Here is a 23,778-nt window from a genome sequence, read left to right as displayed (position 1 = left end):
CGGACAAGCGAAGCGCGATCCGGGACCCATAACCACGAATGGGAATCGTCTTGGATCGCTGGGGCCACAGCTTGCTTCGACAACACAGGACGGTGGTTATGGGTCCCTGCTTTCGCAGGGACGACGGTGGAGAGAGAGCGCGCTAGCGCGTCTTTCCGCCGAACTCACCGTTGGCGATCCGCGCGACGCGGCTGCCGCCTGCGGCCGGCGTACTGCGTCTTTCGAACAGGCTATCGCCGCCGGTCTCGCGCGGCAATGGCGGCGGTTCCTCGAAATAGCCGCCACTCCGCCAGACCAGCAGGACGATGTTCATTGCGCCATTGACGGCGGCGCCGACCACCGTTTCGGTGTGCTGATAGGTCAGCGCATATTCGGGAAATCGTCCGGCGATGGCCCTGTCGAGCACGAGGAGGGCGATCCATGCCGCCATCACGCAGACTGGATCCCAGCCCATGTCGCGCACCCGCATCGACTGCAGCATGAAGCAGATGACCAGCATGCCGTAGAAGGCAATGACGAGCACGGGGTTGCTCGATGCCTGCGCCAGCAGCACGTCCATCCTGCCGCTCGCCGGTGCGTTGCCGGTGACGCCGTAGACCAGCATCATAAAGCCCAGGCCCACCACGAAGCTGCAGAAGAAGAAAGCCAGTCGGCCCATCCGGGCATTGAAGCCGAAGATGTAATTCAGCATGTGACGCACCCCTTTGGCGGCAGCGTCGGCCAGTGATGCTTTCCGGACCATGAAGCCCGCAGGCGCTTGCCGGCCCGTGGTTTCCGGGTGCTTTACCGGATCGTTAAAGCCTGCTGCAGTGCGGGCGTGGGTCGTTGCGGAAGGCCGGTGCCTGCGACAATCGTTGCCCACGCAACCGGCATTATATTTCTTGCCATGGTCGATTTAGACGAATTATGATGCAAGGTGCTGGGGTATGCGCCGAAGGTTCTAAGTCAGCGCCGTCGGTTCATGCTTGCTGCAGACTTGCGATATCGCGCACAAAATACGTCACAGAACGACGTGCGCAACGCGTGACCCCCGGGCCCTCGTGATCGAGCCTGGCGGGATCTTTGGTTGAGGAGGGGAGTGAATATGAAAAAGGCATTTTGGCTGGCAGGCGCCATGGCTCTGGCGCTGGCGCAGCCCGCGACGGCGGCTGACAGCGTCAAAATCGGCTTCGTCTCGACCTTCAGCGGTCCGACCGCCGTGATCGGCAACGACATGCGCAACTCCTTCGAACTTGCGCTCGACCATCTCGGCCGCAAGATCGACGGCAAGCCGGTCGAGGTGATCTACGAGGATGACCAGCAGAAGCCCGATGTCGGCAAGCAGAAGACCGAGAAGCTGGTGCAGTCCGACAAGGTCGATTTCATCGTCGGCTACATCTGGTCGAACGTCCTGCTGGCGTCGCTGAAGACCGCGGTCGATTCCAAGACCTTCCTGATCTCGGCCAATGCCGGTCCGTCGCAGCTCGCCGGCGAACTGTGCTCGCCTTACGTGTTTTCGACCTCCTGGCAGAACGACCAGACCCCGCAGGCGGTCGGCACCTACATGAACCAGAAGGGCGTCAAGTCGGTGTTCCTGATCGGCCCGAACTACGCCGCGGGCAAGGACATGCTGGCCGGCGTCAAGAGCACGTTCAAGGGCGAGGTGGTCGGCGAGGAATATACGGTGTGGCCGAGCCAACTCGACTTCTCCGCCGAGCTCACCAAGGCGAAGAACTCCAAGGCCGAGTCGATCTTCGTGTTCTATCCGGGTGCGGCCGGCGTGCAGTTCCTGAACCAGTACGCGCAAGCCGGCATCAAGCAGCAGATCCCGCTCTACACCGCGTTCACGATCGACGAATTGTCGCTGCCGCTGCAAAAGGACAATGCGCTCGGCGTTCCCGGCGCGCAGCAATGGGTCAACGACCTGCCCAATGAGGAGAACAAGAAGTTCGTCGCCGACTACCGCAAGAAATATCCGGGCCTGCGGCCGACCTTCTACGGCGCGCAGTCCTACGACGCTGCCAACCTCATCAACAGCGCCGTGGTCGCGGTGAAGGGCGACCTGACGAAGAAAGACGCGATGAAGGCCGAGATGGAGAAGGTGAACTTCAAGTCGGTGCGCGGACCGTTCAAGTACGGCAACAACCACATTCCGATCCAGAACTTCTACCTGCAGGACGTGGTCAAGGACGCCGAGGGCCAGCTGTCGCTGAAGACGGTCGCGACCATCGTCAAGGACGACCAGGATCGCTTCCACGACAAGTGCGCGATGAAGTGAGGTCGGGCGTCTTTTGGCGCGCGGCTTGCTTTCGCTTTACCTCGCCCCGCTCTTGCGGGGAGAGGTCAATCGCGAAGCGATTGGGTGAGGGGCTCTTTCCGCGAATTCGGTTCGCAGAATGAGCCCGTCACCCCAACCCTCTCAGGGCGAGCTTTGCTCGTCCCGGCCCCGCAAGAGCGGGGCGAGGGAGAACATCAAGCCGTATAAGCGGCGGCGCATGCGCGCTGCCGCTGTTTCATTTAAAGGTGACGTAGCCTCACGATGTATCTCGTCGTCGAACAACTTCTGAACGGCCTGCAATTCGGTCTCCTGCTGTTCCTGCTGGCGGCCGGACTGACGCTGGTGTTCGGCATCATGGACTTCGTCAATCTGGCGCACGGTTCGCTCTACATGATGGGCGCCTATTTCGCGGCGACCTTCGTGGCCTGGACCGGCAGCTTCGTGCTCGGCGCGCTGATGGCGCTGGGCGCCACGCTGTTGCTCGGCATCGTGCTGGAATATGTCGCGCTCAGGCATCTCTATGGCCGCGACCATCTCGATCAGGTGCTGGCGACGTTCGGCCTGATCCTGTTCTTCAACGACGCCGTCCGGCTGATCTGGGGCCCGGCGGGCCTCGCGCTGCCGCTGCCGGCCTGGCTCACCGTGCCGGTGCAGATCATTCCCGGCGTTTACTATCCGGCCTACCGCCTCATGATCATCGTGGTCGCGCTGGCGGTCGCAGCGATGCTCTATCTCGTCGTGATGCGCACCCGCATCGGCATGCTGATCCGCGCCGGCGCCTCCAACCGCGAGATGATCGGGGCGCTCGGCATCAACATCAAGCTGCTGTTCACGCTGGTGTTCGGCCTTGGCGCGGCGCTCGCCGGTCTCGCCGGTCTGATGCAGGCGCCGATCCTCACCGTGCAGATCGGCATGGGCGAGAACATCCTGATCCTGGCCTTCGTCATCATCGTGATCGGCGGCATCGGCTCGATCCGCGGCGCGTTCATGGCCGCGATCTTCGTCGGCATCATCGACACGATGGGCCGCGCCTTCCTGCCCGACCTGCTGCGCAAGGTGCTGAGCGGGGCGGCGGCGTCCACCGCGGCGCCGGCGCTGTCCTCGATGCTGATCTACCTCCTGATGGCCATCATCCTTGTGCTGCGGCCGGAGGGGCTGTTCCCGGCGGCCAAACGATGATGCGAAAGCTCAACGTCTCCAACGCGGTCGCGGCGCTGATGTGCGCCGCCCTGATCCTGCTGCCGCTCTATTCGGCGGTCACGGGCAATATCTTCATCCTCACGCTGTTCACCCGCATCGTGATCTTCGCGCTCGCCGCCGCGAGCCTCAATCTGATCATGGGCTACGGCGGCATGATGAGCTTCGGCCACGCCGCCTATCTCGGCATCGGCGGCTATGCCGTCGGCATCCTCGCCGCCGAGGGCATCGGCTCCGGCTTCATCCAGTGGCCGGTGGCGCTCGCCGTCTCGGCGCTGTTTGCGCTGCTGATCGGCGCGCTCTCACTGCGCACCCGCGGCGTCTATTTCATCATGATCACGCTGGCCTTTGCGCAGATGGCCTACTACATCGCCTCCGCGCTGTCGCGCTACGGCGGCGACGACGGGCTCACCGTCTACAAGCGCAGCGATTTCGCCGGCCTGATCAACCTGTCGGATCGCAACCAGTTCTATTACCTCTGCCTGGCCTGCCTGTTCGGCGGCCTCTATCTGATCTGGCGCATCGTCAATTCGCGCTTCGGCCTCGTGGTGCAGGGCGTCCGCTCCAACGAGCAACGCATGCAGGCGATCGGCTTCCATGCCAATCGCTACCGCCTGGTCTGCTTCGTGATATCAGGCACGATCTGTGGCCTCGCCGGCGCGCTGCTTGCCAACAACACCGATTTCGTCAGCCCCGCCGTGATGTACTGGACCCGCTCCGGCGACCTCATGGTGATGGTGATCCTCGGCGGCATGGGTTCGCTGTTCGGTCCCGTCATCGGCGCGATCGTCTATCTCCTGCTCGAGGAGCTGCTGTCGCAGTTCACCGAATATTCGGGGCTGATCCTGGGTCCGGTGCTGCTTCTGATCGTGCTGTTCGCGCGCGGCGGCATCATGGGCCTGCTCGGGAGGATGCGCCGTGGCTGATTCCTTGCCTGATCCCTTGCTCCGCGTCGACAATCTGGTCCGCCGCTTCGGCGGTATCACCGCGACCGATAACCTCTCGATGGAGGTGGTGCCAGGCGAGCTGCACGCGATCATCGGCCCCAACGGCGCCGGCAAGACCACGCTGATCAGCCAGCTCACCGGGCAGGTGATGCCGAACTCCGGCACCATCCGCTTCGCCGGCCGCGACGTCACGAACCTGCCGTCCTACAAGCGCAGCCGGCTCGGGCTGGCGCGCTCGTTCCAGATCACCTCGCTGCTGAAGGATTTCTCCGCGATCGACAATGTCGCGCTGGCGGCGCAGGCGCATGACGGTCACTCGTTCCGCTTCTGGGGCAATGCGCGCAAGGAGCGGCATCTGCGCGAGTCCGCGCGCGCGGCGCTCGAGCGCGTCGGCCTCGGCCCGCGCGCCGATATCGTGGTGTCCCAATTGAGCCATGGCGAGCAGCGCGAGCTCGAGCTCGCGGTCGCGCTCGCCACCAGGCCGCAGCTGTTGCTGCTGGACGAGCCGATGGCCGGGCTCGGCGTCACCGAATCGGCGCGGATGGTCGCGCTGCTGAAGGAGCTGCGCAAGGAAGTCACCATCGTGCTGGTGGAGCACGACATGGAGGCGGTGTTCGCGCTCGCCGACCGCATCACGGTCTTGGTTTATGGCCGCGTCATCGCCTGCGACGCGCCGGACGCGATCCGCAAGCATGACGAGGTCAAGCGCGCCTATCTCGGCGAACAGCATGCGGTGACGCGCCATGACTGAAGCTAGGATGGCTGACACCAAAACCGCTGATACTTTGCTCGAAGTCGACGCGATCGAGACCTGCTACGGGCTGAGCCAGGTGCTGTTCGGCCTGTCGCTCAAGATCAAGTCGGGCGAGATGGTCGCGCTGATGGGCCGCAACGGCATGGGCAAGACCACGACGATCCGCTCGATCATGGGCCTGACGCCGGCGCGATCAGGCGCCATCCGCTTCGCCGGCGGGGCGGTGCGCGGCCTGCCGTCCTACAGGATCGCGAAGCTCGGCATCGGCCTGGTACCGGAAGGCCGCCAGATCTTCCCCAACCTGACGGTGCGCGAAAATCTCGTCGCCGCGTCAGGCAATCGCTTCAGTGCCTCCGATCCCTGGACCATCGACAAGATCCACGCGCTGTTTCCGCGGCTCGCCGAGCGGTCGGGCAATATGGGCGTCACGCTGTCCGGCGGCGAGCAGCAGATGCTCGCGATCGGCCGTGCGCTGATGACCAATCCGAAGCTGCTGATCCTCGACGAGGCGACCGAAGGCCTTGCGCCTTTGATCCGCGACGAGATCTGGAGCTGCCTGTCGATGCTGAAGGGACGCGGGCAGTCGGTGCTGGTGATCGACAAGAACGTCGGAAACCTCGCCCGCATCGCCGATCGCCATTACATCATCGAGCGCGGCCGCACGGTGTGGAGCGGCACCAGCGAGCAGCTGCTCGCCGAACCGGATCTGCAGCACAAGTATCTCGGGATTTGAGCAGCAAGCATTGCCGTATCGCCGTCATCCTGAGGAGCCTGCGTAGCAGGCGTCTCGAAGGATCGATGGCCCGGCTGGTGGCCGTGCATCCTTCGAGACGCGCGGAGCCTGTCATCGGGCCGCGCTTCGCGCGGACCCGTTGGCGCTCCTCAGGATGACGGATCAGAGAGGCGGGCTGCCGCGGCTTACCGTGAAGAGCCCCGCAGCAGTCGTTTCGCTGCGTCGGCCGCTGCCGCTGCATAGGCGCGGTCGCCATGCACCAGCATCAGGGAGATCGCGCCCTCGGATAGCAGCCAGATCTCGCGTGCGCGGCGGTCAGCCTCGCGGACGCCAGCCCGCTTCAGCAGCGCGCCGAGATGGGTTTCGAGCAAGGCCTTGTGCCGGCGCGCAATTGCGCGTGCGGGATGGCCAGGGAGATCGGCCAGCTCGATGACCAGCCTGGTGAATCCCGAGCCGGCCCATCGCGGCCTGTCCGCCCAGACCGCGAGGTCGCGGAACAGGCCGTCGATGATCGCTGCCGGCGAGCCGGACAGCTTGTCGCCAAACGTCGCGAACGCGGCCAGGGCCAGTTCGTTCTGGGCTTCGAGCACGAAGGCGAGCAGCTGATCCTTGCTTTGAAAATGATTGTAGAGCGTGCGCTTCGTAACCCTCGTCGCCGATGCGATTTCGTCCATGCTCACGCGGCTGTATCCGCGCTGGCGAAACAGGACGTATGCGGCAGCAAGGATGCGCCGCCGGGTCGGTTCTGCAGATCGCGCGATGCAGTCACCCTCTTAAATATACCGGGTAGTGAATTTACATCGGTTGAAAAACCAATTGGAATGGTTTCCGGGATTTTTCGGCCCGCGCCAGTCAGCTTCCTCGCGCTGCGAAAGCCAATGCCATGCCCGTTTCATTGACGCTCAGAGAGATCAAAGCTCGTCCGGTGGTGATCAAGCTGAAGCGGCCCGTGGTCGCGCGCATTGCCACGCTATCGGAGTGGCCGCTCGTTCTCGTCGATCTGGTGACGGAGGAGGGCATTGTCGGGCGAAGCTATCTCGAGCCTTACATCGTGAAATCGCTGCGATATCTGGTTCCGGCGTTGCATGATCTCGGCGAATTGCTCAGAGGTCGGAGCGTGGCGCCTGTCGAGTTGTTCGCGGCGGCGCGCAAATCGCTTCACTTCGTCGGCTATGAGGGATTGTCGATGATCGCCGCGTCGGGCCTCGACATGGCCGCGTGGGACGCGTTGGCGAAAGCCGCAAACAAGCCGCTGTGCGTGCTGTTGGGGGCGACGGTCGGCGCCGTGAGGTCCTACAACAGCAATGGCCTTTGGCTGAAGGAGCCGGCCGCCGTCGCAGCCGAGGCTTTGGAATTGCGGGACGAAGGAGGGTTCTCAGCCCTGAAATTGCGCCTCGGCAGAAGCGATCCGCGCGAGGATCTGGCAACCCTCGACGCCGTTCGAAAAGCAGTCGGGGATCGGATGCATTTGATGGTGGACTACAACCAGGGGCTAAATCTCGCCGAAGCCATCGAGCGGTGCCATGCGATCGATGATTATGGCCTCGACTGGATCGAAGAGCCTGTCGTCTATGACAATCTCGACGGACACGCCCGACTGGCGGCGGAGCTGAAGACGCCGATCCAGATCGGCGAGAACTTCTACGGCCCGAGGGAGATGCATAAGGCGATCGCGAAGAGGGCTTGCGACCTGGTGATGCCGGATTTCATGCGCATCGGCGGAGTGACGGGCTGGATGCGCGCGGCTGCGATCGCCGGCGCGGCGGGTATCCCGATCTCAACGCATCTTTATCCGGAAGTCGCCGCTCACGTCATGCGTGCGACGGAGACGGCCCATTGGCTGGAGTGGCAGGACTGGGCCGATCCGATTCTCGAACGGCCGTATGAAATCAAGGATGGTCTTTTGCATATTCCCGACACGCCTGGTGTCGGTCTGGAATGGAACGAAGCGGCCGTTGCGGCCCATCTCGCACGTCTCTAGAGCATGCGGAGCTCTTGCGCGGACGCTTCCGTCAAAACATCTCGAAATATTCGCGGTGCTCCCAGTCGGACACCTCGGCCTGGAAGCGTTCGATCTCCGCGTTCTTGATGAAGACGTAATAGTCGACGAATTCCGGCCCGAGCGCCTGGCGGAAGAACGGATCGTCGTTGAGCGCGAACACGGCCTCGCGCAGCGATTTCGGCAACAGCGCGGCCTTGGCCTCGTAGGGCGTGTCGGCGGACGGGCCGGGGTCGAGCTTGCGGTCGACGCCGTCGAGGCCGGAGAGGATCTGGCTTGCCATGTAGAGATAGGGATTGGCGGCCGGTTCGCCGATCCGGTTCTCCAGCCGGGTTGCCGGATCGCCGGCGCCGCCGAGCACGCGGATCATCACGCCGCGGTTGTCGCGGCCCCAGATCGCGCGGTCCGGCGCCAGCGAATAGGATCGGTAGCGCTTGTAGCCGTTGATGGTCGGCGTCGTGAACACGGTTGAGGCGCGCGCGTGCTCGATCAAGCCGGCCAGCCAGGCGCGGCCGAGCGCGCTGAGCGGCTCGGCGGTTTCCTTGGCCATGAAGGCGTTCTCGCCATCGGCGCGCGACACCAGCGACTGGTGCAGGTGCCAGCCGCTTGCGAACACGTTCGGCAGTTTCGGCCGGCACATGAAGGTCGCGTGATGGCCGTGGCGGCGCGCGATCTGTTTCACCGCTGAACGAAACAGCACCATTGTGTCGGCCGGCGCGAGCCCGACTGTCGGCGCGAAGGTGAATTCGCACTGGCTCGGGCCGAACTCGACCTCGACCGAGCGCAGCGGCAGGTCGAGCGCGATGATGTCGCGGCGGATGATCTCGAGCGCCGGCTCCATCAGGTCGTAGCGCTGCTCGGTGAGGTATTGATAGCCGTGCGACAGCAGGCTGACCGACGGCGGCCGTCCGGGCTGGCCGGCGTCCTCCGGCGCCATGTGGGCGTCGTCGAGCTTGAACAGATGGAATTCGACCTCGAGGCCGGCGACGAAATCGTAGCCGCGGCCGGCGAGCTGATCGAGCACCTTGCGATAGAGGTTGCGGGTCGCGAACGGCACCGGCCGGCCGTCGCTGAAATAGAGGTCGCAGAGCAGCCAGCCGGTGTTGTCAGCCCAGGGCAGCACGCGGAAGGTGGTGGGATCGGCGACCATCAGCACGTCGGCCGCGCCTTCCATCTCCTTCATGCCGAAGCCGCCGCCGGCGGTGAACACCGGAAACACCGTCTTGTGCGAGGTGTCCTTGGCGAGCATCGTCGTGGTGATGGAGCAGCCGCCCTCCAGCGAGCGCACCGCTTCGCCGGCGATCAGCGTCTTGCCGCGCAGGATGCCGTGCTGGTCGGGGAACGACAGGCGGATGACTTCGAGGTTCTTCTCCTCGACGACACGGCGGAGGCGGTTCGCGGCCTCCTTCTGCTCATCCGACCACAGGCCGTGACGCTCGACGAAGCTCACCGCGTCACTCCTTTGTTGCTGTCGTTCCGGGATGGTCCGAAGGACCAGACCCGGAACCTCGAGATTCCGGGTTCGATGCTGCCGCATCGCCCCGGAATGACAAGTCCACACACATCACTCCGCCGCCGTCAGATGATGCACCTTGCCGGCGATCTCGCGCGGCACCGGGGCGGCCCATGGCGCGCCGCGGCGGCGCTTGACGTCGACCTCCATCCAGTAGAGCTCCCAGCCCTGGGTCGGCCCGATGCCGTCCATCGTCGCCGGGCCCTGGATGCTGCGCGCGGAGGCCTCGTCGAGGAACAGCATCGGCTTCTCGCCGCCTGCAACCTTCTCGATCTCCTGTCGCAGCAGGCGGCGATACTGCACGATCGCCTTGTCGCTCTGGCCGAGATGCTCGTTGGTGCGGTCCTGGATCGCCCCCATCGATTCCACCGCCCACTGGTCATGCACGTTGATGTCGGTGCCCATGCCGGTATAGGTCTCGGTCGCTTGCTCGTGCGGATCGAAGCCGTAATCGTTGCTCTTGTTCTTGCGCGACTTGTAGTCGGGCAGCGTATAGAGCTCGAGCCGCTGGTCGCGCATCTTCTGCTTGTCGACCGGCGCCGCGTAGCTGGTGAAGATCGCATACCAGTAGCAATTCTCGTCATCGACCGGCACGTGCCACTGCGTGATCGTCATCTCGGTCGACATCGGGATGACGAAGCCGTGCGGGAACAGCTGGTTGGTGACGCGCACATGGGTGCGCTCGTCGTCGAGCTGGCGCAGCGCGATCAGGCGCAGACCGTATTCGGTGTGCTCGACATTGATGATGGGGCGATCATATTCGCGCAGGATCTTGGTCATCGGCATGTCGCTGCCGGCCGAGGCGCCGCGGAATTGCTTGCCGTAAGCCGCCGAGGTGTCCTCGTCCTCGAAGAAGCGATGCAGAAAGGAGGCGTGCGCCGGATCGATGCCGACCTCGAGCGCTTGCAGCCAGTTGCAGTTCATGTGGCCCTTGAATGCGAACGTATGGCTGCCGGGCGCGACGAAGCAGTCGAGCTCCGGAAACGCGGGCGGGGCGCCTTCGCCGAGCCAGGCCCACAGGATGCCGCTCTTCTCGACCACGGGATAGGAACGCTGCCTGATGCCCTTGCACAGCTGCGAGCCGGCCGGCTCTGCCGGCGTCTCGATGCACTGGCCTGACGTGTCGAACAGCCAGCCGTGGAAGGCGCAGCGCAGCCCGCCATTCTCGAGCCGGCCGAAGGCGAGGTCGGCGCCGCGATGCGCGCAATGGCGATCGATCAGCCCATAGCTTCCGTCCTCGCCGCGGAACAGCACCAGGTTCTCGCCGAGCAGCCGCACCGGTCGTACCGGGCGCGGCCCGTCCAATTCGTCCACCAGCGCCGCCGGCTGCCAGTAGCTCCGCATCAGTCTGCCGCAGGGGTCCTTGCGCCCGGTGCGGGTGATCAGATCGTTCGCTTCCTGGCTCATCATGGCGGCGTCTCCCGGATTTGGATTTGTTCGCCTATTGAACGAATGTGCGAATTATGCCATGTCTGTTTCGGACAGCAAGCGCAATTTTTGAACCGTTCAAAGCCGCAACCCAACCTAAAACGCCATGCCCAAGCTGAAGCGGACCGACCAGGACGAGCGCGCCACCGATTTCGTCGAGGCGCTCGATCGCGGCCTGCGCCTGCTGCAGGTGTTCGGCACCGTGTCTGGTCCGGCAACGCTGAGCGATCTGGCGCGCGCCGCCGATCTGCCGCGCGCCACCGCGCGCCGCATCCTGTTCACGCTCGCGCATCGCGGCTTCGTTGCCACCGACGGCAAGCTGTTCACGCTGACGCCGCATGTGCTGACGCTCGCGGGCTCGTTCCTGCAGTCCAACCAGGTTGTGACGGTGCTGCAGCCGGTGCTCGATCGCATCGCGACGGCAGCGCAGGAGATTGCCTCGCTCGCCTTGCTCGACGGCGACGACGTCGTATTCGTGGCGCGCTCGAGCCCGACGCGGGTGTTCTCCGCCGGTCTCGACATCGGCTACCGGCTGCCGGCGTTCTGCACCTCGGTCGGCCGCGCGATGCTCGGCCGGCTTGCCGACGCCGAGCTCGCGGCGCGCCTGAAGGCGATGCGCCGCGATCCGGTGACGCCGCAGACCGTCACCGATCCGAAGAAGCTGCTCGCCACCATCATTGCCGATCGCGCGCAGGGCTACTCACTGGTCGACCGCGAAGCGGAGCCGCATTTCCGCTCGATCTCGGTGCCGGTGCGCCGCTACGACGGCACCATCGTCGCTGCGATCAACATGGGCGCGCATGTCGATCGCGTGCCGATGCAGGAATTGATCGACCGCTTCCTGCCGCTGCTGCGCGACGGCGCTGAGGATGTGAAGAGCCGGTTGCTGTAGTTTTAATGCGTGGGAGGTCCCTCATGGTGAGGAGCGCGAAGCGCGTCTCGAACCATGAGGCCCGACTAGTGGCCTCGTCCTTCGAGACGCTTGCTGCGCAAGCTCCTCAGGATGAGGGGATAAACCGGTTGTGACGCAGTAGTTGTGGTGCGCCTACAGCGCCACGCTGCGCAGGCCGAACGAGCGCGCCTCGTTCTGCAGCACCGGCCGCACCGAATCGATCAGCCGCGCAGCGGCGGCGTCGACCGAAAGTCCGGCGGTGTCGACCACCGCCGATGCGCGGGCATAGAGCGGCTCGCGGCTGACCAGGATGTTGCGCAATTCCGCCATCGCCGAGCGATCGTCGGCCATCGGGCGCAGATCGCCCTGGCGGCGGACACGGGCCATGTGCTCTTCCGGCTCGGCCTTCAGCCAGATCGTGTAGAACGACGACAGGATCAGGTCGAAGGTCAGCGCCTCGGAGACGATGCCGCCGCCGGTCGCCAGCACCATCAATTCCTTGCGCGCGAGCAGCTGCGTCAGCGCGGCCTGCTCCATGCGGCGAAAGCCCTCCTGGCCGTACAGCGCGATGATCTCGGCAACCGAGAGGCCGTTCTGCGCCTCGATCTCCTTGTTGAGCTCGACGAAGCTCCAGCCGATCTTCTTCGCCAGCATTCGCCCGAGCGTGGTCTTGCCGGCGCCGCGCAGGCCGATCAGCGCGATGCCGGAGAAGGAGGCGCGGCGCGGCGCCAGCGGGCTGCTGCCGGCGAGCATGTCCTTGGCCTGGGCGATCTGGCTCGGCGACGCCTTGCGCAGGAGATCGCGGATCACGGCCCAGTCCGGCACGGGCTCGCTGGAGGGGATCAGGTCCTCGAGATGCGCCCCCATCGCGCCTGCGACACGGCGCAGCAGCACGATCGAGACATTGCCTTTGCCGCTTTCGAGCTGGGCGATGTAGCGTTCGGAAATGCCGGAAACCTTGGCGAGCACCTTGCGCGACATGCCGCGCAAGGCGCGCATCGTGCGCACGCGCTGGCCGAGCTGCTCAAGGAAGTCGGTTTCCGGGTCGTTGGCTGCGGTCATGATCCCTGTGCGACGCGCGGTCCTGACTGAATCAGACCGAGGTTCTAGGAAACATAGTGCCGATAAGGATTGACAGCAAGCCAACGTGGTGGCTTTGTATGAATTATAATTCTTAAATTCACAGGAGAGGGAAGCGTGGCACGTCTGGGTCCGAGGAGCGGAGCATGACTTACAACGCGGTCTCCTGGCTGCTCGACCGCAACGTCGATGAAGGCCGCGGCGACAAGGTCGTGTTCGACGATACGGTGTCGCAAATCACCTATGGCCAGTTGCAGCAGCAGACCCGCCGCGTCGGCAACATGCTGCGCCGGCTCGGCGTCCGCCGCGAGGAGCGGGTTGCCATGATCATGCTGGACACGGTCGACTTCCCGATCGTGTTCCTCGGCGCGATCCGCGCCGGCGTGGTGCCGGTGCCGCTCAACACGCTGCTGACCGCGGAGCAGTATGGCTACATCCTCGGTGATTGCCGGGCCCGAGTGCTGTTCGTGTCGGAGGCGCTGCTGCCGGTCGTGAAGGACATCATCGCGCGCATGCCCGACCTCGAGCATGTCGTGGTCTCCGGCAAGGATGCCCATGGTCACAACAAGCTGTCCGACGAGATCGCGCGCGAGAGCGACGTGTTCGCGACCGCGCCGACGCACGCCGATGAGCCGGCATTCTGGCTCTATTCGTCGGGCTCGACCGGCATGCCGAAGGGCGTGCGCCATCTGCATTCCAATCTCGCGGCGACCGCGGAGACCTACGCGAAGCAGGTGCTCGGCATCCGCGAGGATGATGTCGGCCTCTCGGCGGCAAAGCTGTTCTTCGCCTACGGACTCGGCAATGCGCTGACCTTCCCGATGTCGGTCGGCGCCTCGACGGTGCTAAACTCCGAGCGGCCGACGCCGGCCGTGATGTTCGCGCTGATGAACAAATATCATCCCAGCATCTTCTTCGGCGTGCCGACCCTGTTCGCGGCGATGCTCAACGACGAGGCAACGAAAGCACAGTCCGGCGGCAATCGCCTGCGCGTCTGCACCTCGGCCGGCGAGGCTCTGCCGGAATCGGTCGGCAATGCCTGGCGCGCGCGGTTCGGCGTCGACATCCTCGACGGCGTCGGCTCGACCGAACTGTTGCACATCTTCCTGTCGAATGCGCCCGGCGACATCAAATACGGCTCGTCCGGCCGTCCGGTGCCCGGCTACAAGGTGCGGCTGGTCAACGAGCTCGGTGCCGACGTCGCGGACGGCGAGGTCGGCGAGCTCCTGGTCGATGCGCCCTCGGCCGGCGAGAGCTACTGGAATCAGCGCGCCAAGAGCCGCGCCACCTTCGAGGGCGCCTGGACCCGCACCGGCGACAAATACACGCGCGATGCCGACGGCCGTTACACCTTCTGCGGCCGCGCCGACGACATGTTCAAGGTCTCCGGCATCTGGGTGTCGCCGTTCGAGGTCGAGAGCGCGCTGATCACCCATCCCGCGGTGCTGGAAGCCGCCGTCGTGCCGGAGGCGGATCCGGAAGGCCTGCTCAAGCCGAAGGCCTATGTGGTGCTGCGGCCCGAAAGCTCAGCGGCCGGCCTGCACGAGGCGCTGAAGGAGCACGTCAAGCAGAAGATCGGCCCGTGGAAATATCCGCGCTGGATCGATGTCGTCGACAATCTGCCGAAGACGGCGACCGGGAAAATACAGCGATTCAAGTTGCGGGATGGCGCGCAATAGTCAGGCGTCGTCCCGGCGAAGGCCGGGACCCATACGCCGTGGCTTTCGTTTTGAAAGACGCTGTTCAACGGCTTTTGCGCAACAACTGAAGCCTGTGGTTATGGGTCCCGGCCTTCGCCGGGACGACGATGAGGAAGGTCCTGCATGCAAAATCTAAACCCCACAGGCTTCCTCAGCATCGACGGCGCCGAGCTCGAATACCGCATGATCGGTCCCTCACCCGAGACCGCGCCGACCATCGTGATGCTGCACGAAGGCCTCGGCTCGGTCGGGTTGTGGGGCGACTTCCCCGAGAAGCTGCAGGCGGCGACCGGCGCCGGCGTGTTCGCCTATTCGCGATCAGGCTATGGCGCGTCGTCGCCGGCGAAGCTGCCGCGTCCGGTCGACTACATGCATCGCGAGGCGCTCGACGTGCTGCCGAAGCTGCTCGACCGGATCGGCTTCCGCCGCGGCTTGCTGCTCGGTCATTCCGACGGCGCGTCGATCGCGGCGATCTATGCCGGCGCGCATCAGGATCATCGCCTGCACGGCCTCGCGCTGCTGGCGCCGCACTTCATCGTCGAGGACATTTCGGTGCAGTCGATCGCCGAGATCAAGACGGCGTATGAGACCACCAATCTGAAGGAGAAGCTGGCGCACTGGCACAAGGACGTCGACAACGCCTTCCATGGCTGGAACGACGCCTGGCTCGATCCGGCATTCCGCGACTGGGATATCTCCGAATATCTCGCCTATATCCGCGTGCCGGTGCTGATCGTGCAGGGCGCGGCTGACCAGTACGGCACGATGCGCCAGGTCGAGATCGCCCAGGACGAGTGCTACTGCCCGGTCGACGTCGTGGCCATCGCTGGCGCCGGCCATTCGCCGCATCGCGAGGCGCCCGCGGTGACGCTCGAAGCGGTCACCGAATTCGCCAGGGCGGCGCTCCGCGACGACCCGGCACTGGCCGCCTGACCTTTGGTGCCGGTGCCAGGCCATTGGCCGAGCGAATGAATTTCGCAAACATGAAACAAAATGCATGTTTTTGCGTTTTGAACTAGACCAGATCGAAAACATGCATTATTGTGCATGAAGACCTCGACGACGAACCTTCAAACGAACAACAGCAAGACAACAGATAAGGGTGGCCCATGGCTGGTGACGATCGCGTCCTTGCAGGCGGGGCGAAGTACATCGACTTCCAGACCGATCCGTCGCGCTACCGGCACTGGAAGCTCGACGTTGCCGGCGATGTCGCGACGCTGACCATGGACGTCGACGAGAACGCCGGCCTGTTCGAGGGCTACCAGCTCAAGCTGAATTCCTACGACCTCGGCGTCGACATCGAGCTTGCGGACGCCGTGCAGCGGCTGCGCTTCGAGCATCCCGAGGTCAAGGTCGTGGTGATGCGCTCGGGCAAGAACCGCGTGTTCTGCGCCGGCGCCAACATCCGCATGCTGGCGGGCTCGACCCATGCCCACAAGGTCAACTTCTGCAAATTCACCAACGAGACCCGCAACGGCCTGGAAGACTCCAGCGAGAATTCCGGCCAGAGCTTCATCACCGTCGTCAACGGCACCGCGGCCGGCGGCGGCTATGAGCTCGCGCTCGCGACCGACCACATCATGATGGCCGATGACGGCGCTGCTGCCGTCGCACTGCCCGAAGTGCCGCTGCTCGCGGTGCTGCCGGGCACCGGCGGGCTCACGCGCGTCGTCGACAAGCGCAAGGTGCGCCGCGACCACGCCGATTTCTTCTGCACCATCGAGGAAGGCATCAAGGGCAAGCGCGCCGTCTCCTGGCGCCTGGTCGACGAGATTGCGCCGAACTCCAAGCTCGAGGGCAAGCTGGCCGAGCGCGTCAAGGAATTCGCCGCCAGGTCGAAGCGCAACGGCGCCGGCAAAGGTATCGCGCTGGCGCCGCTGACGCGCACCATCGACGACAGCGCCATCCGCTACGGCTTCGTCAGCGTCGACATCGATCGCGCGGCGCGCATCGCCACCATCTCGATCAAGGCACCGGAGACCACAGCGCCCGCCGACATCGACGGCATGATCGCGCAAGGGCCGGCGTTCTGGCCGCTGCAGGTCGCCCGCGAGCTCGACGATGCGATCCTGCATCTGCGCATCAACGAGCTCGAGATCGCGATGCTGGTGTTCAAGAGCCATGGCGACCGCGCCAATGTCGTGTCCTATGACGCGTTCCTGGAGGCCAACAAGGCGCACTGGCTGGTCAACGAGGTCAGGCATTACTGGAAGCGCGTGCTCAAGCGCATCGACGTCACCTCGCGCACGCTGGTGACGCTGGTCGAGCCCGGCTCCTGCTTCGTCGGCACTTTGGCCGAGCTCGTATTCGCCGCCGACCGCTCCTACATGCTGATCGGCCAGAAGCAGGGCGACAACCGCCCGCCGCCGGCGATCGAACTGACGGCGATGAATTTCGGGCCCTATCTGATGAGCCACGGCCTGACCCGGCTGCAATCGCGCTTCCAGGCCGACCCGTCGGATCTCGAGCGCGCGCAGGCGTCGATCGGCAAGGCGCTCGACGCGGAGGAGGCCGAGGAGCTCGGCCTCGTCACCTTCGCGCTCGACGACATCGACTGGGACGACGAGGTCCGCGTGTTCTTCGAGGAGCGCACCTCGTTCTCGCCCGACGGCCTCACCGGCATGGAAGCCAATCTGCGCTTCGTCGGTCCGGAGACCATGGAATCGAAGATCTTCTCCCGCCTCACCGCGTGGCAGAACTGGATCTTCCAGCGGCCGAACGCGGTCGGTGAGGACGGCGCACTGCGCCGCTACGGCACCGGCCAGAAGGCGCAATTCGACATGACGCGAGTTTAAGGGAGCACGGCCATGAACATGAACATCATGAACGTCGATTACTCGACCAAGATTCCGAACAATGTGAATCTCGCCGAGGACCGCCAGGTGCTCAAAGCCCTGGAGGGCTGGCACCCCGGCTACATGGACTGGTGGAGCGACATGGGGCCAGAGGGCTTCCAGGAGTCGCTGGTCTATCTGCGCACCGCCTATTCGGTCGATCCGCGCGGCTGGGCCAAGTTCGACTACGTGCGGATGCCCGAATATCGCTGGGGCATTCTCCTTGCTCCCCAGGAGGAAAATCGCGTCATCCCGTTCGGCGAGGATTACGGCAAGCCGGCCTGGCAGGAGGTCCCCGGCGAGCACCGCGCGATGCTGCGTCGCCTGATCGTGATCCAGGGCGACACCGAGCCGGCCTCGGTCGAGCAGCAGCGCCATCTCGGCAAGACCGCGCCCTCGCTCTATGACATGCGCAACCTGTTCCAGGTCAATGTCGAGGAAGGCCGCCATCTCTGGGCGATGGTTTACCTCTTGCAGAAATATTTCGGCCGCGACGGCCGCGAGGAGGCCGACGATTTGTTGCGCCGCCGCTCGGGCGACGCGGATAGCCCGCGCATGTTGGGGGCCTTCAACGAGGCGACGCCGGACTGGCTGTCGTTCTTCATGTTCACCTACTTCACCGACCGCGACGGCAAGATGCAGCTGCACTCGCTGGCGCAGTCGGGCTTCGATCCGCTGTCGCGCACCTGCCGCTTCATGCTGACCGAGGAAGCCCACCACATGTTCGTCGGCGAGACCGGCATCACCCGCGTCGTGCAGCGCACCTGCGATGCGATGAAGGAAGCCGGCATCACCGATCCGAACGACATCGCCAGGATCCGCGCGCTTGGCGTGATTGACCTGCCGACCATCCAGAAGAAGCTGAACCTGCACTATTCGCTGTCGCTCGATTTGTTCGGCTCGGAAGTGTCGACCAACGCGGCCAATGCCTTCAACGCCGGCATCAAGGGCCGCTACAAGGAGACCACGATCGACGACGACCACCAGCTCAAGAGCTCGACCTATCCGGTCATGAAGATGGTGGACGGCCAGATCAAGATGGTCGACGAGCCGGCGCTGACCGCGCTCAACATGCGGCTGCGCGACGACTACACGCAGGACTGCGTCAAGGGCATGCTGCGCTGGAACAAGGTGATCTCGACCGCGGGCATCGACTACAAGCTGGCGGTGCCGAACACCGCCTTCCACCGCCAGATCGGCGAGTTCAAGGACGTCCATGCGACGCCCGATGGCCTGCTGATCGACGACGCCACCTGGGCCAAGCGCAAGAACGACTGGCTGCCGTCGACCGCGGACGGCGACTTCATCGCCTCGCTGATGAAGCCGGTGACCGAACCCGGCGAGTTCGCCTCGTGGATCTCGGCGCCCAAGGTCGGCATCGACAACAAGCCCGGCGACTTCGAATATGTGAGGATCGAGAGCTGATCGGCCCGAGCATGATCCGGAAAAGTGTGAAGCGGTTTTCCGAAGAGATCATGCTCAAGCGACAGATTCGGTCGTGATGCGAGAATCGCATCGTGACCTAACGGTTTCTTTCCGCAGGGAGAGAACAGGAAGGGGCGAGCCGAAGAGGTCCCGGGCTCGTCCCTTTCTTTTTTGATCAGATGCCGGTACGGAGCCCGGCCTCAATCGTCATTTGTAAGTTCGTCGGGCCACATCTGCGCGCCGTGAATCACGCGCAAGATGCGAACGGTCTCACCGTCGACAAGGTACGCCGCGACATAAGGTGTGCGCGGGATGACCAACTCGCGCGTGCCGGCGACGCGCCCGGGCCGGCCACTGTCAGGAAAGTCGAGCAGGCGCCGCGCAGCATCGGCAATCTGTTCATCGACGTGGACCGCGGCACGGGGATTCTCGGCCTCGATGTAGCTGAAATGTCGTCGCGATCGGATGACGCGAAGCGCGACCAGACGAGTTTCACCGCTTACGCCCTGTCGCTTTTCGAAGCGCGGCGGCGCGGCGTTGCGCGAAATGCGCTTCGACCTCGGAATCATCGAGACCGGGCCGGGTATCCGCCAACGCCTGGTGCACCTTCTCGCGAAATCAGCTGTCGTAAGCCTGGCTGTTGCTCACGAGCTCCAGTGGAAGCATTCCTTCATTGGCCGTGCGTGTCAGTAGGATCCGCACGGCGTCGGATACCGTGAGACCCATGTTCTCCAGAACCTCGGTGGCCTTTTCCTTTACCTCCGCATCGATGCGGGTTTGGACCAGGGCATTCGAAGCCATAGCGATCTCCTTCACTCGCATCGAATGTAATGCATTTGAATGACATGCGCCAGAGGCGTCACAGCCCTTTGGAAGCAGGTGAGCCAGCGACAAAACGGCCCCGTCCTTCGGCGGGGCCGTTGCCATAGATCGGTCGCGCAGTTGCTTTAGAAGGCGCGGCCGCTTACCCCGCGATCTCCAGCCCTGCCGTCGCGTAGACCACGCCGCCATCGACCGCGATGGTGTTGCCCACGACATAGTCGCCGGCGCGCGAGGCGAGGTAGATGGCGGTGCCCGCCATGTCTTCGTCGGTACCGACGCGCTTCGCCGGCACGCGCTTGGCGACCTCGTCGGCGTGGTCGCGCGCGGCGCGGTTCATGTCCGACTTGAAGGCGCCGGGCGCGATCGCGGTGACGTTGATGTTGTCCTTGACCAGGCGGGTCGCCATGCGGCGCGTCAGATGGATCACCGCGGCCTTGCTCGCGGCATAGGAATAGGTCTCCATCGGGTTGACGAAGATGCCGTCGATCGAGGCGATGTTGATCACCTTGCCCGGCCTGTCGTGCGTCGCCGCCGCGCGCAGCGGCTTGGCCAGCGCCTTGGTCAGGAAGAAGATCGACTTGACGTTGAGGTTCATCACCTTGTCCCAGCCGCTCTCCGGGAATTCGTCGAAGTCTGCGCCCCAAGCCGCGCCGGCATTGTTGACGAGGATGTCGAGCTTCGGCTCGCGCTTGATGATCTCGCCCGCGAGCTTTTCGCAGCCCTCGACGGTCGAGATGTCGATCGGCAGCGCGATGCATTCGCCGTCATAGGCGGCGGACAGCTCCTGGGCGGTCGCCTCGCAGGGACCTGCCTTGCGCGCGGTGATGTAGACCCTGGCGGCACCCTGCGCGAGGAAGCCGGCCGCGATCATCTTGCCGATGCCGCGCGATCCCCCGGTCACCAGTGCGACGCGGCCCTTCAGCGAAAACAGATCCTTGAACATGCGCTCCTCCATTGCGTTGCCAGTGGTTCTGGGCGCGCCCGGGGAGCGAGTCAAGGAGAGGGGAGGGATCGGTACCTCCCCTTGAAAAGGGGAGGTCGCTTTGCTCGACAGAGCAAAGCGGGTGGGGATCTGCTCTCTCGCCAGGCACCGTCGCTTGTGGCTGACCCCCATCCCGACCTTCCCCCTTTCAGGGGGAACGGGAAGTCAGACCGAAATTGGGTTGCGTCGAGTCGGGATGAAAACGGGAAACGCGTTACGCAGCGTCGATGCGGCGAAAGCCGTTCCACACCGCGGTGGCTGCGCCTGATGTCAGCACCGGCAGCAGGCGCGCGTCCTGGTAATTGCCGTTCAGCGAGACCCGCTGCAGGGCGGTCAGATGGTCGGCGCTTTCGGCAAACAGCATGCCCGGCCGCGTCGTCACCGCGGTCCGAAAGCCGATCGACCGGGCGAGGGCGAATTCACGCCGCCCGGCGGCGATCCGGTCGCCATAGGGATAGGCGAGATGCAATGCCGGCCGCTGCAGCGCATCCTCGATCCGCGCCCGGCTGGTCGCGAGCTCGAACGATGCGATGGTCTCGCTCTGCCTGGCGAGATTGCAATGGGTGATGGTGTGCGCGCCGATCGTCACCAGCCGGTCGTCGGCGAAGCCGCGCAACTCGTCCCAGGACATGCAGAGCTCGCGCGCGATGCCGGTCTCGTCGACGCCGTGACGGGCGCACAGCGCTGATATCTCGGCCTGCATCTCCTGCTCGCCGGGCAGGGAACGCAGCCAGTCGTGCATGCGGCCGAAAGCAGTACGCTTGGCCGGTGCCGTCGCGGTGTCGATCCGTGTCATGGTGCCGTCGATCGGCACCTCGATCGCGGACGCCGCCGCGATCACCCGCTCCAGCGCGATCCACCACAATCTGCCGCAGCCCTCGGCGAAATCGCTCGCGACATAGACCGTGAACGGGGCGCCGAACTCGCGCATCACCGGCAGCGCGAAATCGCGGTTGTCGCGATAGCCGTCGTCGAAGGTAAAGCAGGCGAAGCGCCGTGCGAAATTCCGTTCGCTGAGACGGCGATGCGCCTCGTCGATGCTGATCACGTCGACGTCGAGCGCGCGCAGATGCGTCAGCATCGCGCGCAGGAAGTCCGGCGTGACCTCGAGATGATGGTTCGGCTGGAACGCATCGCCGCGCCGCGGGCGGACGTGATGCAGCATGAAGATGGCGCCGACGCCGGCGAAGATCGGACGCAGCAGGATATGCGCACCCGAGAAATACAACGCCTCCATGCCGGCACGGATCACGGTGTTGCGGAGTTGTTTCATGAGGGCGCGGGCCGGCCGATTTGCATTCCGCGGCAAACTTAGCGAAAGACCACTGAAGAAACTGTTATCCCGGTCCGACATGGCGCCCCCGCCATGGGCGTCATTTGGGGTTTGACAGTCAGCCAAGGGTTTGTTTTCTCTCTGGTTCCCGACCCCGCAGGACGCTGAATGCACGGACTTTTCAAGTGGAGTAGCAAGTGGTGGCCGGGGGTGATTCCACTGGTCGTGCTTTGGGGTATTGCGGCCTGGACCAGCACCACAACGGTCGAAGCGGACCTTGCCGCGCGCTCTAATACCGCACTGAAGGACACTGTCCTCGACAAGCGCCGCATCAGCGTCGACGGGCGCGACGTGACGTTCGCGGCCAACGCCTTCTCCGAAGACGGCCGCCTCAGCGCGGTGGCGTCGGTCGAAGCTGTGCCCGGCGTGCGGCTGGTGAACGACGAGACCCGCCTTGTTCCCGAAGCCAAGCCCTTTGTCTGGTCCGCCGAACGCGACGTGGTGCGGGTCACGCTCGGCGGCAATGCGCCGCTGCCGTCGAGCAAGGGGAAGTTGACCGAGGCCGCGAAGGCCAGTCTCGGCGGTGTCGAGGTGGTGGATCAGATGGTGCTCGCCCGCGGCGCGCCGTTGCGGTTCGACGCGGCGGCGCTGCTGTTGCTCGACCAGATCGGCAAGCTGAAGGAAGGCAAGATCACGCTGACCGACAACAAGGTTGCCCTCGCCGGCATGGCGCGCGAGCTCGGCGGACGCGAGGCGGTCGCCGCGGCGCTGAAGAACCTGCCGGAAGGCTATTCGATCGCCGCCAACGACATCAAGGCGCCGCCTTACGTGTTCCAGGCCTACAAGGACCCGGTCGCGGTGACGCTGACGCTGACCGGCTACGTGCCCGACAACAACGTGCATGCTGCGCTGGTCGCAGCCGCCGGCCGCAAGTTCTTCAGCGAGAAGGTGGTCGACAACCTCAAGGCCAGCGTCGGCGCGCCGTCGGGTTTCGCGGCCGCGGTGGTGCCCGCGCTCGGCGCGCTGTCGCGGCTGTCGACCGGAACGCTGGTGGTATCGGACCGCGAGGTGAAGCTGTCGGGCGATGCGCTCTACGATGCCGCCGCAGGCCAGATCCGCGACGGGCTCGGCAAGGATTTTCCACAGGGCTGGCAGTACAAGGCCGAGGTCACGGTCAAGCCGGCGGCTGCCCCGGTCGATCCCACGGTGTGCCAGCAGCTGTTTTCCGAAATCCTCTCAAAGGGCAAGATCCGCTTCGAGTCGGGGAAGGCCGACATCGTGCCGGATTCCGCCGGCCTGCTCGACCGCCTGATCGAGACTGCGTTGCGCTGCCCCAATGCGACGATCGAGATCGCCGGCCATACCGACAGCGACGGCGAGGAGGCCGCCAACCAGGCGCTGTCGGAGCGGCGCGCGCAGGCCGTGGTGGATTACCTCGTGCGCGCCGGCCTGCCCGCCAGCCGCTTCACGCCGATCGGCTACGGCAGCACGCAGCCGCTGGCCGGCAACGAGAGTGAAGACGGCAAGGCGCAGAACCGCCGCATCGAATTCGTGGTGAAGTAGCGATGACCGTGCTCGCGACATTCTTCTGGGGTTGGCTGCTCGGCGCGGCGCTGCTCGGCTTCTGCATGGGCTGGATCGCGGTGGTGCATCGGGCGCAGGGCGTCTCGAAGGTCTGGATGCGCTGGCTGGCACTGCTCGCCGCCGCGCTGGTGGCGGCGTCGTTCGCGCGGATCGTGCCCGGCCGGTTCGGCTACTGGCTCGATCTCTTCCTGGTCATGTTCGCGCTCTATCTCGTCGGCTGCGCGATCGGCTCCTGGCTGCGCGACTGGGTGGTTTCGCGCAGCAAGCCCGCGAGCTAACCTCAACCTCTTGATCCGACGGGCCTGAGCGGCGTCGCCAAGCGCAGGGCGAGCCGCATTCATTTTAGCGCTTGACA

20 protein-coding genes and 2 pseudogenes are annotated in these 23,778 nt (G+C 64.8%); 13 read left to right on the top strand and 9 right to left on the bottom strand.

What is annotated here, in order from left to right; all coding sequences use genetic code 11:
- Nucleotides 1–142: 142 nt before the first annotated feature.
- Nucleotides 143–862 carry a DUF805 domain-containing protein gene (locus tag PMN64_RS14755; protein WP_411781178.1) on the bottom strand — a complete coding sequence of 240 codons (720 nt, stop codon included), beginning with the start codon at nucleotides 860–862 and terminating at the stop codon, nucleotides 143–145.
- A 222-nt stretch (nucleotides 863–1,084) separates the two neighbouring features.
- Here PMN64_RS14755 and PMN64_RS14750 point away from each other — a divergent pair, with 222 nt between their 5' ends.
- From PMN64_RS14750 to PMN64_RS14730, 5 genes are all read left to right on the top strand, one after another.
- Nucleotides 1,085–2,257, top strand: coding sequence for an ABC transporter substrate-binding protein (locus PMN64_RS14750; RefSeq protein WP_411781177.1), 1,173 nt, complete (start codon nucleotides 1,085–1,087; stop codon nucleotides 2,255–2,257).
- 261 nt (nucleotides 2,258–2,518) lie between these two features.
- The gene (locus PMN64_RS14745) at nucleotides 2,519–3,436 is read left to right on the top strand and encodes a branched-chain amino acid ABC transporter permease (protein WP_018269575.1); all 918 of its coding nucleotides are present in this window, start codon (nucleotides 2,519–2,521) and stop codon (nucleotides 3,434–3,436) included.
- Nucleotides 3,433–4,380 (top strand): branched-chain amino acid ABC transporter permease, encoded by a 948-nt coding sequence (locus tag PMN64_RS14740; RefSeq protein WP_376708661.1) that lies wholly within the window; start codon nucleotides 3,433–3,435, stop codon nucleotides 4,378–4,380. The genes PMN64_RS14745 and PMN64_RS14740 overlap by 4 nt, the downstream gene beginning before the upstream one ends.
- Nucleotides 4,381–4,384: 4 nt before the next feature.
- Nucleotides 4,385–5,152 (top strand): ABC transporter ATP-binding protein, encoded by a 768-nt coding sequence (locus PMN64_RS14735; protein WP_411781186.1) that lies wholly within the window; start codon nucleotides 4,385–4,387, stop codon nucleotides 5,150–5,152.
- Nucleotides 5,153–5,159: 7 nt separating this feature from the next.
- Nucleotides 5,160–5,888 (top strand): ABC transporter ATP-binding protein, encoded by a 729-nt coding sequence (locus PMN64_RS14730; RefSeq protein ID WP_411781176.1) that lies wholly within the window; start codon nucleotides 5,160–5,162, stop codon nucleotides 5,886–5,888.
- Nucleotides 5,889–6,073: 185 nt separating this feature from the next.
- Here PMN64_RS14730 and PMN64_RS14725 read toward each other — a convergent pair whose 3' ends face one another.
- Nucleotides 6,074–6,616, bottom strand: coding sequence for a TetR/AcrR family transcriptional regulator (locus tag PMN64_RS14725; RefSeq protein ID WP_411781185.1), 543 nt, complete (start codon nucleotides 6,614–6,616; stop codon nucleotides 6,074–6,076).
- Between the two features lie 155 nt (nucleotides 6,617–6,771).
- Between PMN64_RS14725 and PMN64_RS14720 the strand changes: the two genes are divergently transcribed.
- Complete coding sequence (locus PMN64_RS14720) at nucleotides 6,772–7,869, top strand: enolase C-terminal domain-like protein (protein WP_411781175.1); 1,098 nt, start codon at nucleotides 6,772–6,774, stop codon at nucleotides 7,867–7,869.
- A 31-nt stretch (nucleotides 7,870–7,900) separates the two neighbouring features.
- Here PMN64_RS14720 and PMN64_RS14715 read toward each other — a convergent pair whose 3' ends face one another.
- Both PMN64_RS14715 and PMN64_RS14710 read right to left on the bottom strand, forming a co-directional pair.
- Nucleotides 7,901–9,337: a glutamine synthetase family protein gene (locus PMN64_RS14715; protein ID WP_411781174.1), complete on the bottom strand. Its 1,437-nt coding sequence runs from the start codon at nucleotides 9,335–9,337 to the stop codon at nucleotides 7,901–7,903.
- Nucleotides 9,338–9,451: 114 nt separating this feature from the next.
- On the bottom strand, nucleotides 9,452–10,810 hold the full coding sequence (locus PMN64_RS14710) for a Rieske 2Fe-2S domain-containing protein (RefSeq protein WP_411781173.1): 1,359 nt from the start codon (nucleotides 10,808–10,810) through the stop codon (nucleotides 9,452–9,454).
- 124 nt (nucleotides 10,811–10,934) lie between these two features.
- On the opposite strand from PMN64_RS14710, the gene PMN64_RS14705 reads away from it, so the two are divergent.
- Nucleotides 10,935–11,720: an IclR family transcriptional regulator C-terminal domain-containing protein gene (locus tag PMN64_RS14705; RefSeq protein WP_411781172.1), complete on the top strand. Its 786-nt coding sequence runs from the start codon at nucleotides 10,935–10,937 to the stop codon at nucleotides 11,718–11,720.
- A gap of 153 nt (nucleotides 11,721–11,873) precedes the next feature.
- Here the strand turns inward: PMN64_RS14705 and PMN64_RS14700 are convergent, their stop codons facing one another.
- Nucleotides 11,874–12,866, bottom strand: coding sequence for a helix-turn-helix transcriptional regulator (locus PMN64_RS14700; RefSeq protein WP_259245216.1), 993 nt, complete (start codon nucleotides 12,864–12,866; stop codon nucleotides 11,874–11,876).
- 80 nt (nucleotides 12,867–12,946) lie between these two features.
- Between PMN64_RS14700 and PMN64_RS14695 the strand changes: the two genes are divergently transcribed.
- The 4 genes from PMN64_RS14695 (at nucleotide 12,947) to boxB (ending at nucleotide 18,762) form a co-directional block, all read left to right on the top strand.
- Nucleotides 12,947–14,479, top strand: a complete 1,533-nt coding sequence (locus tag PMN64_RS14695; protein ID WP_411781171.1) for a benzoate-CoA ligase family protein — start codon at nucleotides 12,947–12,949, stop codon at nucleotides 14,477–14,479.
- Between the two features lie 144 nt (nucleotides 14,480–14,623).
- A complete protein-coding gene (locus tag PMN64_RS14690; protein WP_411781170.1) occupies nucleotides 14,624–15,433 on the top strand; it encodes an alpha/beta fold hydrolase in 810 nt (269 codons plus the stop codon).
- 176 nt (nucleotides 15,434–15,609) lie between these two features.
- Nucleotides 15,610–17,298: a 2,3-epoxybenzoyl-CoA dihydrolase gene (gene boxC / locus PMN64_RS14685; protein WP_411781169.1), complete on the top strand. Its 1,689-nt coding sequence runs from the start codon at nucleotides 15,610–15,612 to the stop codon at nucleotides 17,296–17,298.
- A gap of 12 nt (nucleotides 17,299–17,310) precedes the next feature.
- On the top strand, nucleotides 17,311–18,762 hold the full coding sequence (boxB, locus tag PMN64_RS14680; RefSeq protein WP_411781168.1) for a benzoyl-CoA 2,3-epoxidase subunit BoxB: 1,452 nt from the start codon (nucleotides 17,311–17,313) through the stop codon (nucleotides 18,760–18,762).
- 200 nt (nucleotides 18,763–18,962) lie between these two features.
- Here the strand turns inward: boxB and PMN64_RS14675 are convergent.
- From PMN64_RS14675 to PMN64_RS14660, 4 genes and pseudogenes are all read right to left on the bottom strand, one after another.
- Nucleotides 18,963–19,258 (bottom strand): annotated as a pseudogene (locus PMN64_RS14675) (type II toxin-antitoxin system RelE/ParE family toxin).
- Nucleotides 19,255–19,563 (bottom strand): annotated as a pseudogene (locus PMN64_RS14670) (type II toxin-antitoxin system RelB/DinJ family antitoxin). The pseudogenes PMN64_RS14675 and PMN64_RS14670 overlap by 4 nt, the downstream one beginning before the upstream one ends.
- Nucleotides 19,564–19,726: 163 nt before the next feature.
- A complete protein-coding gene (locus tag PMN64_RS14665) occupies nucleotides 19,727–20,527 on the bottom strand; it encodes an SDR family NAD(P)-dependent oxidoreductase (protein WP_028340514.1) in 801 nt (266 codons plus the stop codon).
- A gap of 253 nt (nucleotides 20,528–20,780) precedes the next feature.
- Nucleotides 20,781–21,839 (bottom strand): polysaccharide deacetylase family protein, encoded by a 1,059-nt coding sequence (locus PMN64_RS14660; RefSeq protein ID WP_411781167.1) that lies wholly within the window; start codon nucleotides 21,837–21,839, stop codon nucleotides 20,781–20,783.
- 168 nt (nucleotides 21,840–22,007) lie between these two features.
- Between PMN64_RS14660 and PMN64_RS14655 the strand changes: the two genes are divergently transcribed.
- Together PMN64_RS14655 and PMN64_RS14650 are read left to right on the top strand one after the other, a co-directional pair.
- Nucleotides 22,008–23,402, top strand: coding sequence for an OmpA family protein (locus PMN64_RS14655; protein ID WP_411781166.1), 1,395 nt, complete (start codon nucleotides 22,008–22,010; stop codon nucleotides 23,400–23,402).
- 2 nt (nucleotides 23,403–23,404) lie between these two features.
- A complete protein-coding gene (locus PMN64_RS14650; RefSeq protein ID WP_028340517.1) occupies nucleotides 23,405–23,701 on the top strand; it encodes a hypothetical protein in 297 nt (98 codons plus the stop codon).
- Nucleotides 23,702–23,778 lie beyond the last annotated feature (77 nt).

This window comes from Bradyrhizobium sp. UFLA01-814, assembly GCF_046718885.1.
Taxonomy (GTDB): domain Bacteria; phylum Pseudomonadota; class Alphaproteobacteria; order Rhizobiales; family Xanthobacteraceae; genus Bradyrhizobium; species Bradyrhizobium elkanii.
This window is presented reverse-complemented; position numbering and strand designations above follow the sequence as displayed.

What these genes read in the sequence shown, in the direction of transcription:
- PMN64_RS14745 (WP_018269575.1), top strand. Translation starts at nt 2,519, where the DNA reads ATGTATCTCGTCGTCGAACAACTTCTGAACGGCCTGCAATTCGGTCTC.
- PMN64_RS14710 (WP_411781173.1), bottom strand. Translation starts at nt 10,810, where the DNA reads ATGATGAGCCAGGAAGCGAACGATCTGATCACCCGCACCGGGCGCAAG.
- PMN64_RS14750 (WP_411781177.1), top strand. Translation starts at nt 1,085, where the DNA reads ATGAAAAAGGCATTTTGGCTGGCAGGCGCCATGGCTCTGGCGCTGGCG.
- PMN64_RS14730 (WP_411781176.1), top strand. Translation starts at nt 5,160, where the DNA reads ATGGCTGACACCAAAACCGCTGATACTTTGCTCGAAGTCGACGCGATC.
- PMN64_RS14660 (WP_411781167.1), bottom strand. Translation starts at nt 21,839, where the DNA reads ATGAAACAACTCCGCAACACCGTGATCCGTGCCGGCATGGAGGCGTTG.
- boxB (WP_411781168.1), top strand. Translation starts at nt 17,311, where the DNA reads ATGAACATGAACATCATGAACGTCGATTACTCGACCAAGATTCCGAAC.
- PMN64_RS14695 (WP_411781171.1), top strand. Translation starts at nt 12,947, where the DNA reads ATGACTTACAACGCGGTCTCCTGGCTGCTCGACCGCAACGTCGATGAA.
- PMN64_RS14655 (WP_411781166.1), top strand. Translation starts at nt 22,008, where the DNA reads ATGCACGGACTTTTCAAGTGGAGTAGCAAGTGGTGGCCGGGGGTGATT.
- PMN64_RS14650 (WP_028340517.1), top strand. Translation starts at nt 23,405, where the DNA reads ATGACCGTGCTCGCGACATTCTTCTGGGGTTGGCTGCTCGGCGCGGCG.
- PMN64_RS14690 (WP_411781170.1), top strand. Translation starts at nt 14,624, where the DNA reads ATGCAAAATCTAAACCCCACAGGCTTCCTCAGCATCGACGGCGCCGAG.
- PMN64_RS14665 (WP_028340514.1), bottom strand. Translation starts at nt 20,527, where the DNA reads ATGTTCAAGGATCTGTTTTCGCTGAAGGGCCGCGTCGCACTGGTGACC.
- PMN64_RS14705 (WP_411781172.1), top strand. Translation starts at nt 10,935, where the DNA reads ATGCCCAAGCTGAAGCGGACCGACCAGGACGAGCGCGCCACCGATTTC.
- PMN64_RS14720 (WP_411781175.1), top strand. Translation starts at nt 6,772, where the DNA reads ATGCCCGTTTCATTGACGCTCAGAGAGATCAAAGCTCGTCCGGTGGTG.
- PMN64_RS14740 (WP_376708661.1), top strand. Translation starts at nt 3,433, where the DNA reads ATGATGCGAAAGCTCAACGTCTCCAACGCGGTCGCGGCGCTGATGTGC.
- boxC (WP_411781169.1), top strand. Translation starts at nt 15,610, where the DNA reads ATGGCTGGTGACGATCGCGTCCTTGCAGGCGGGGCGAAGTACATCGAC.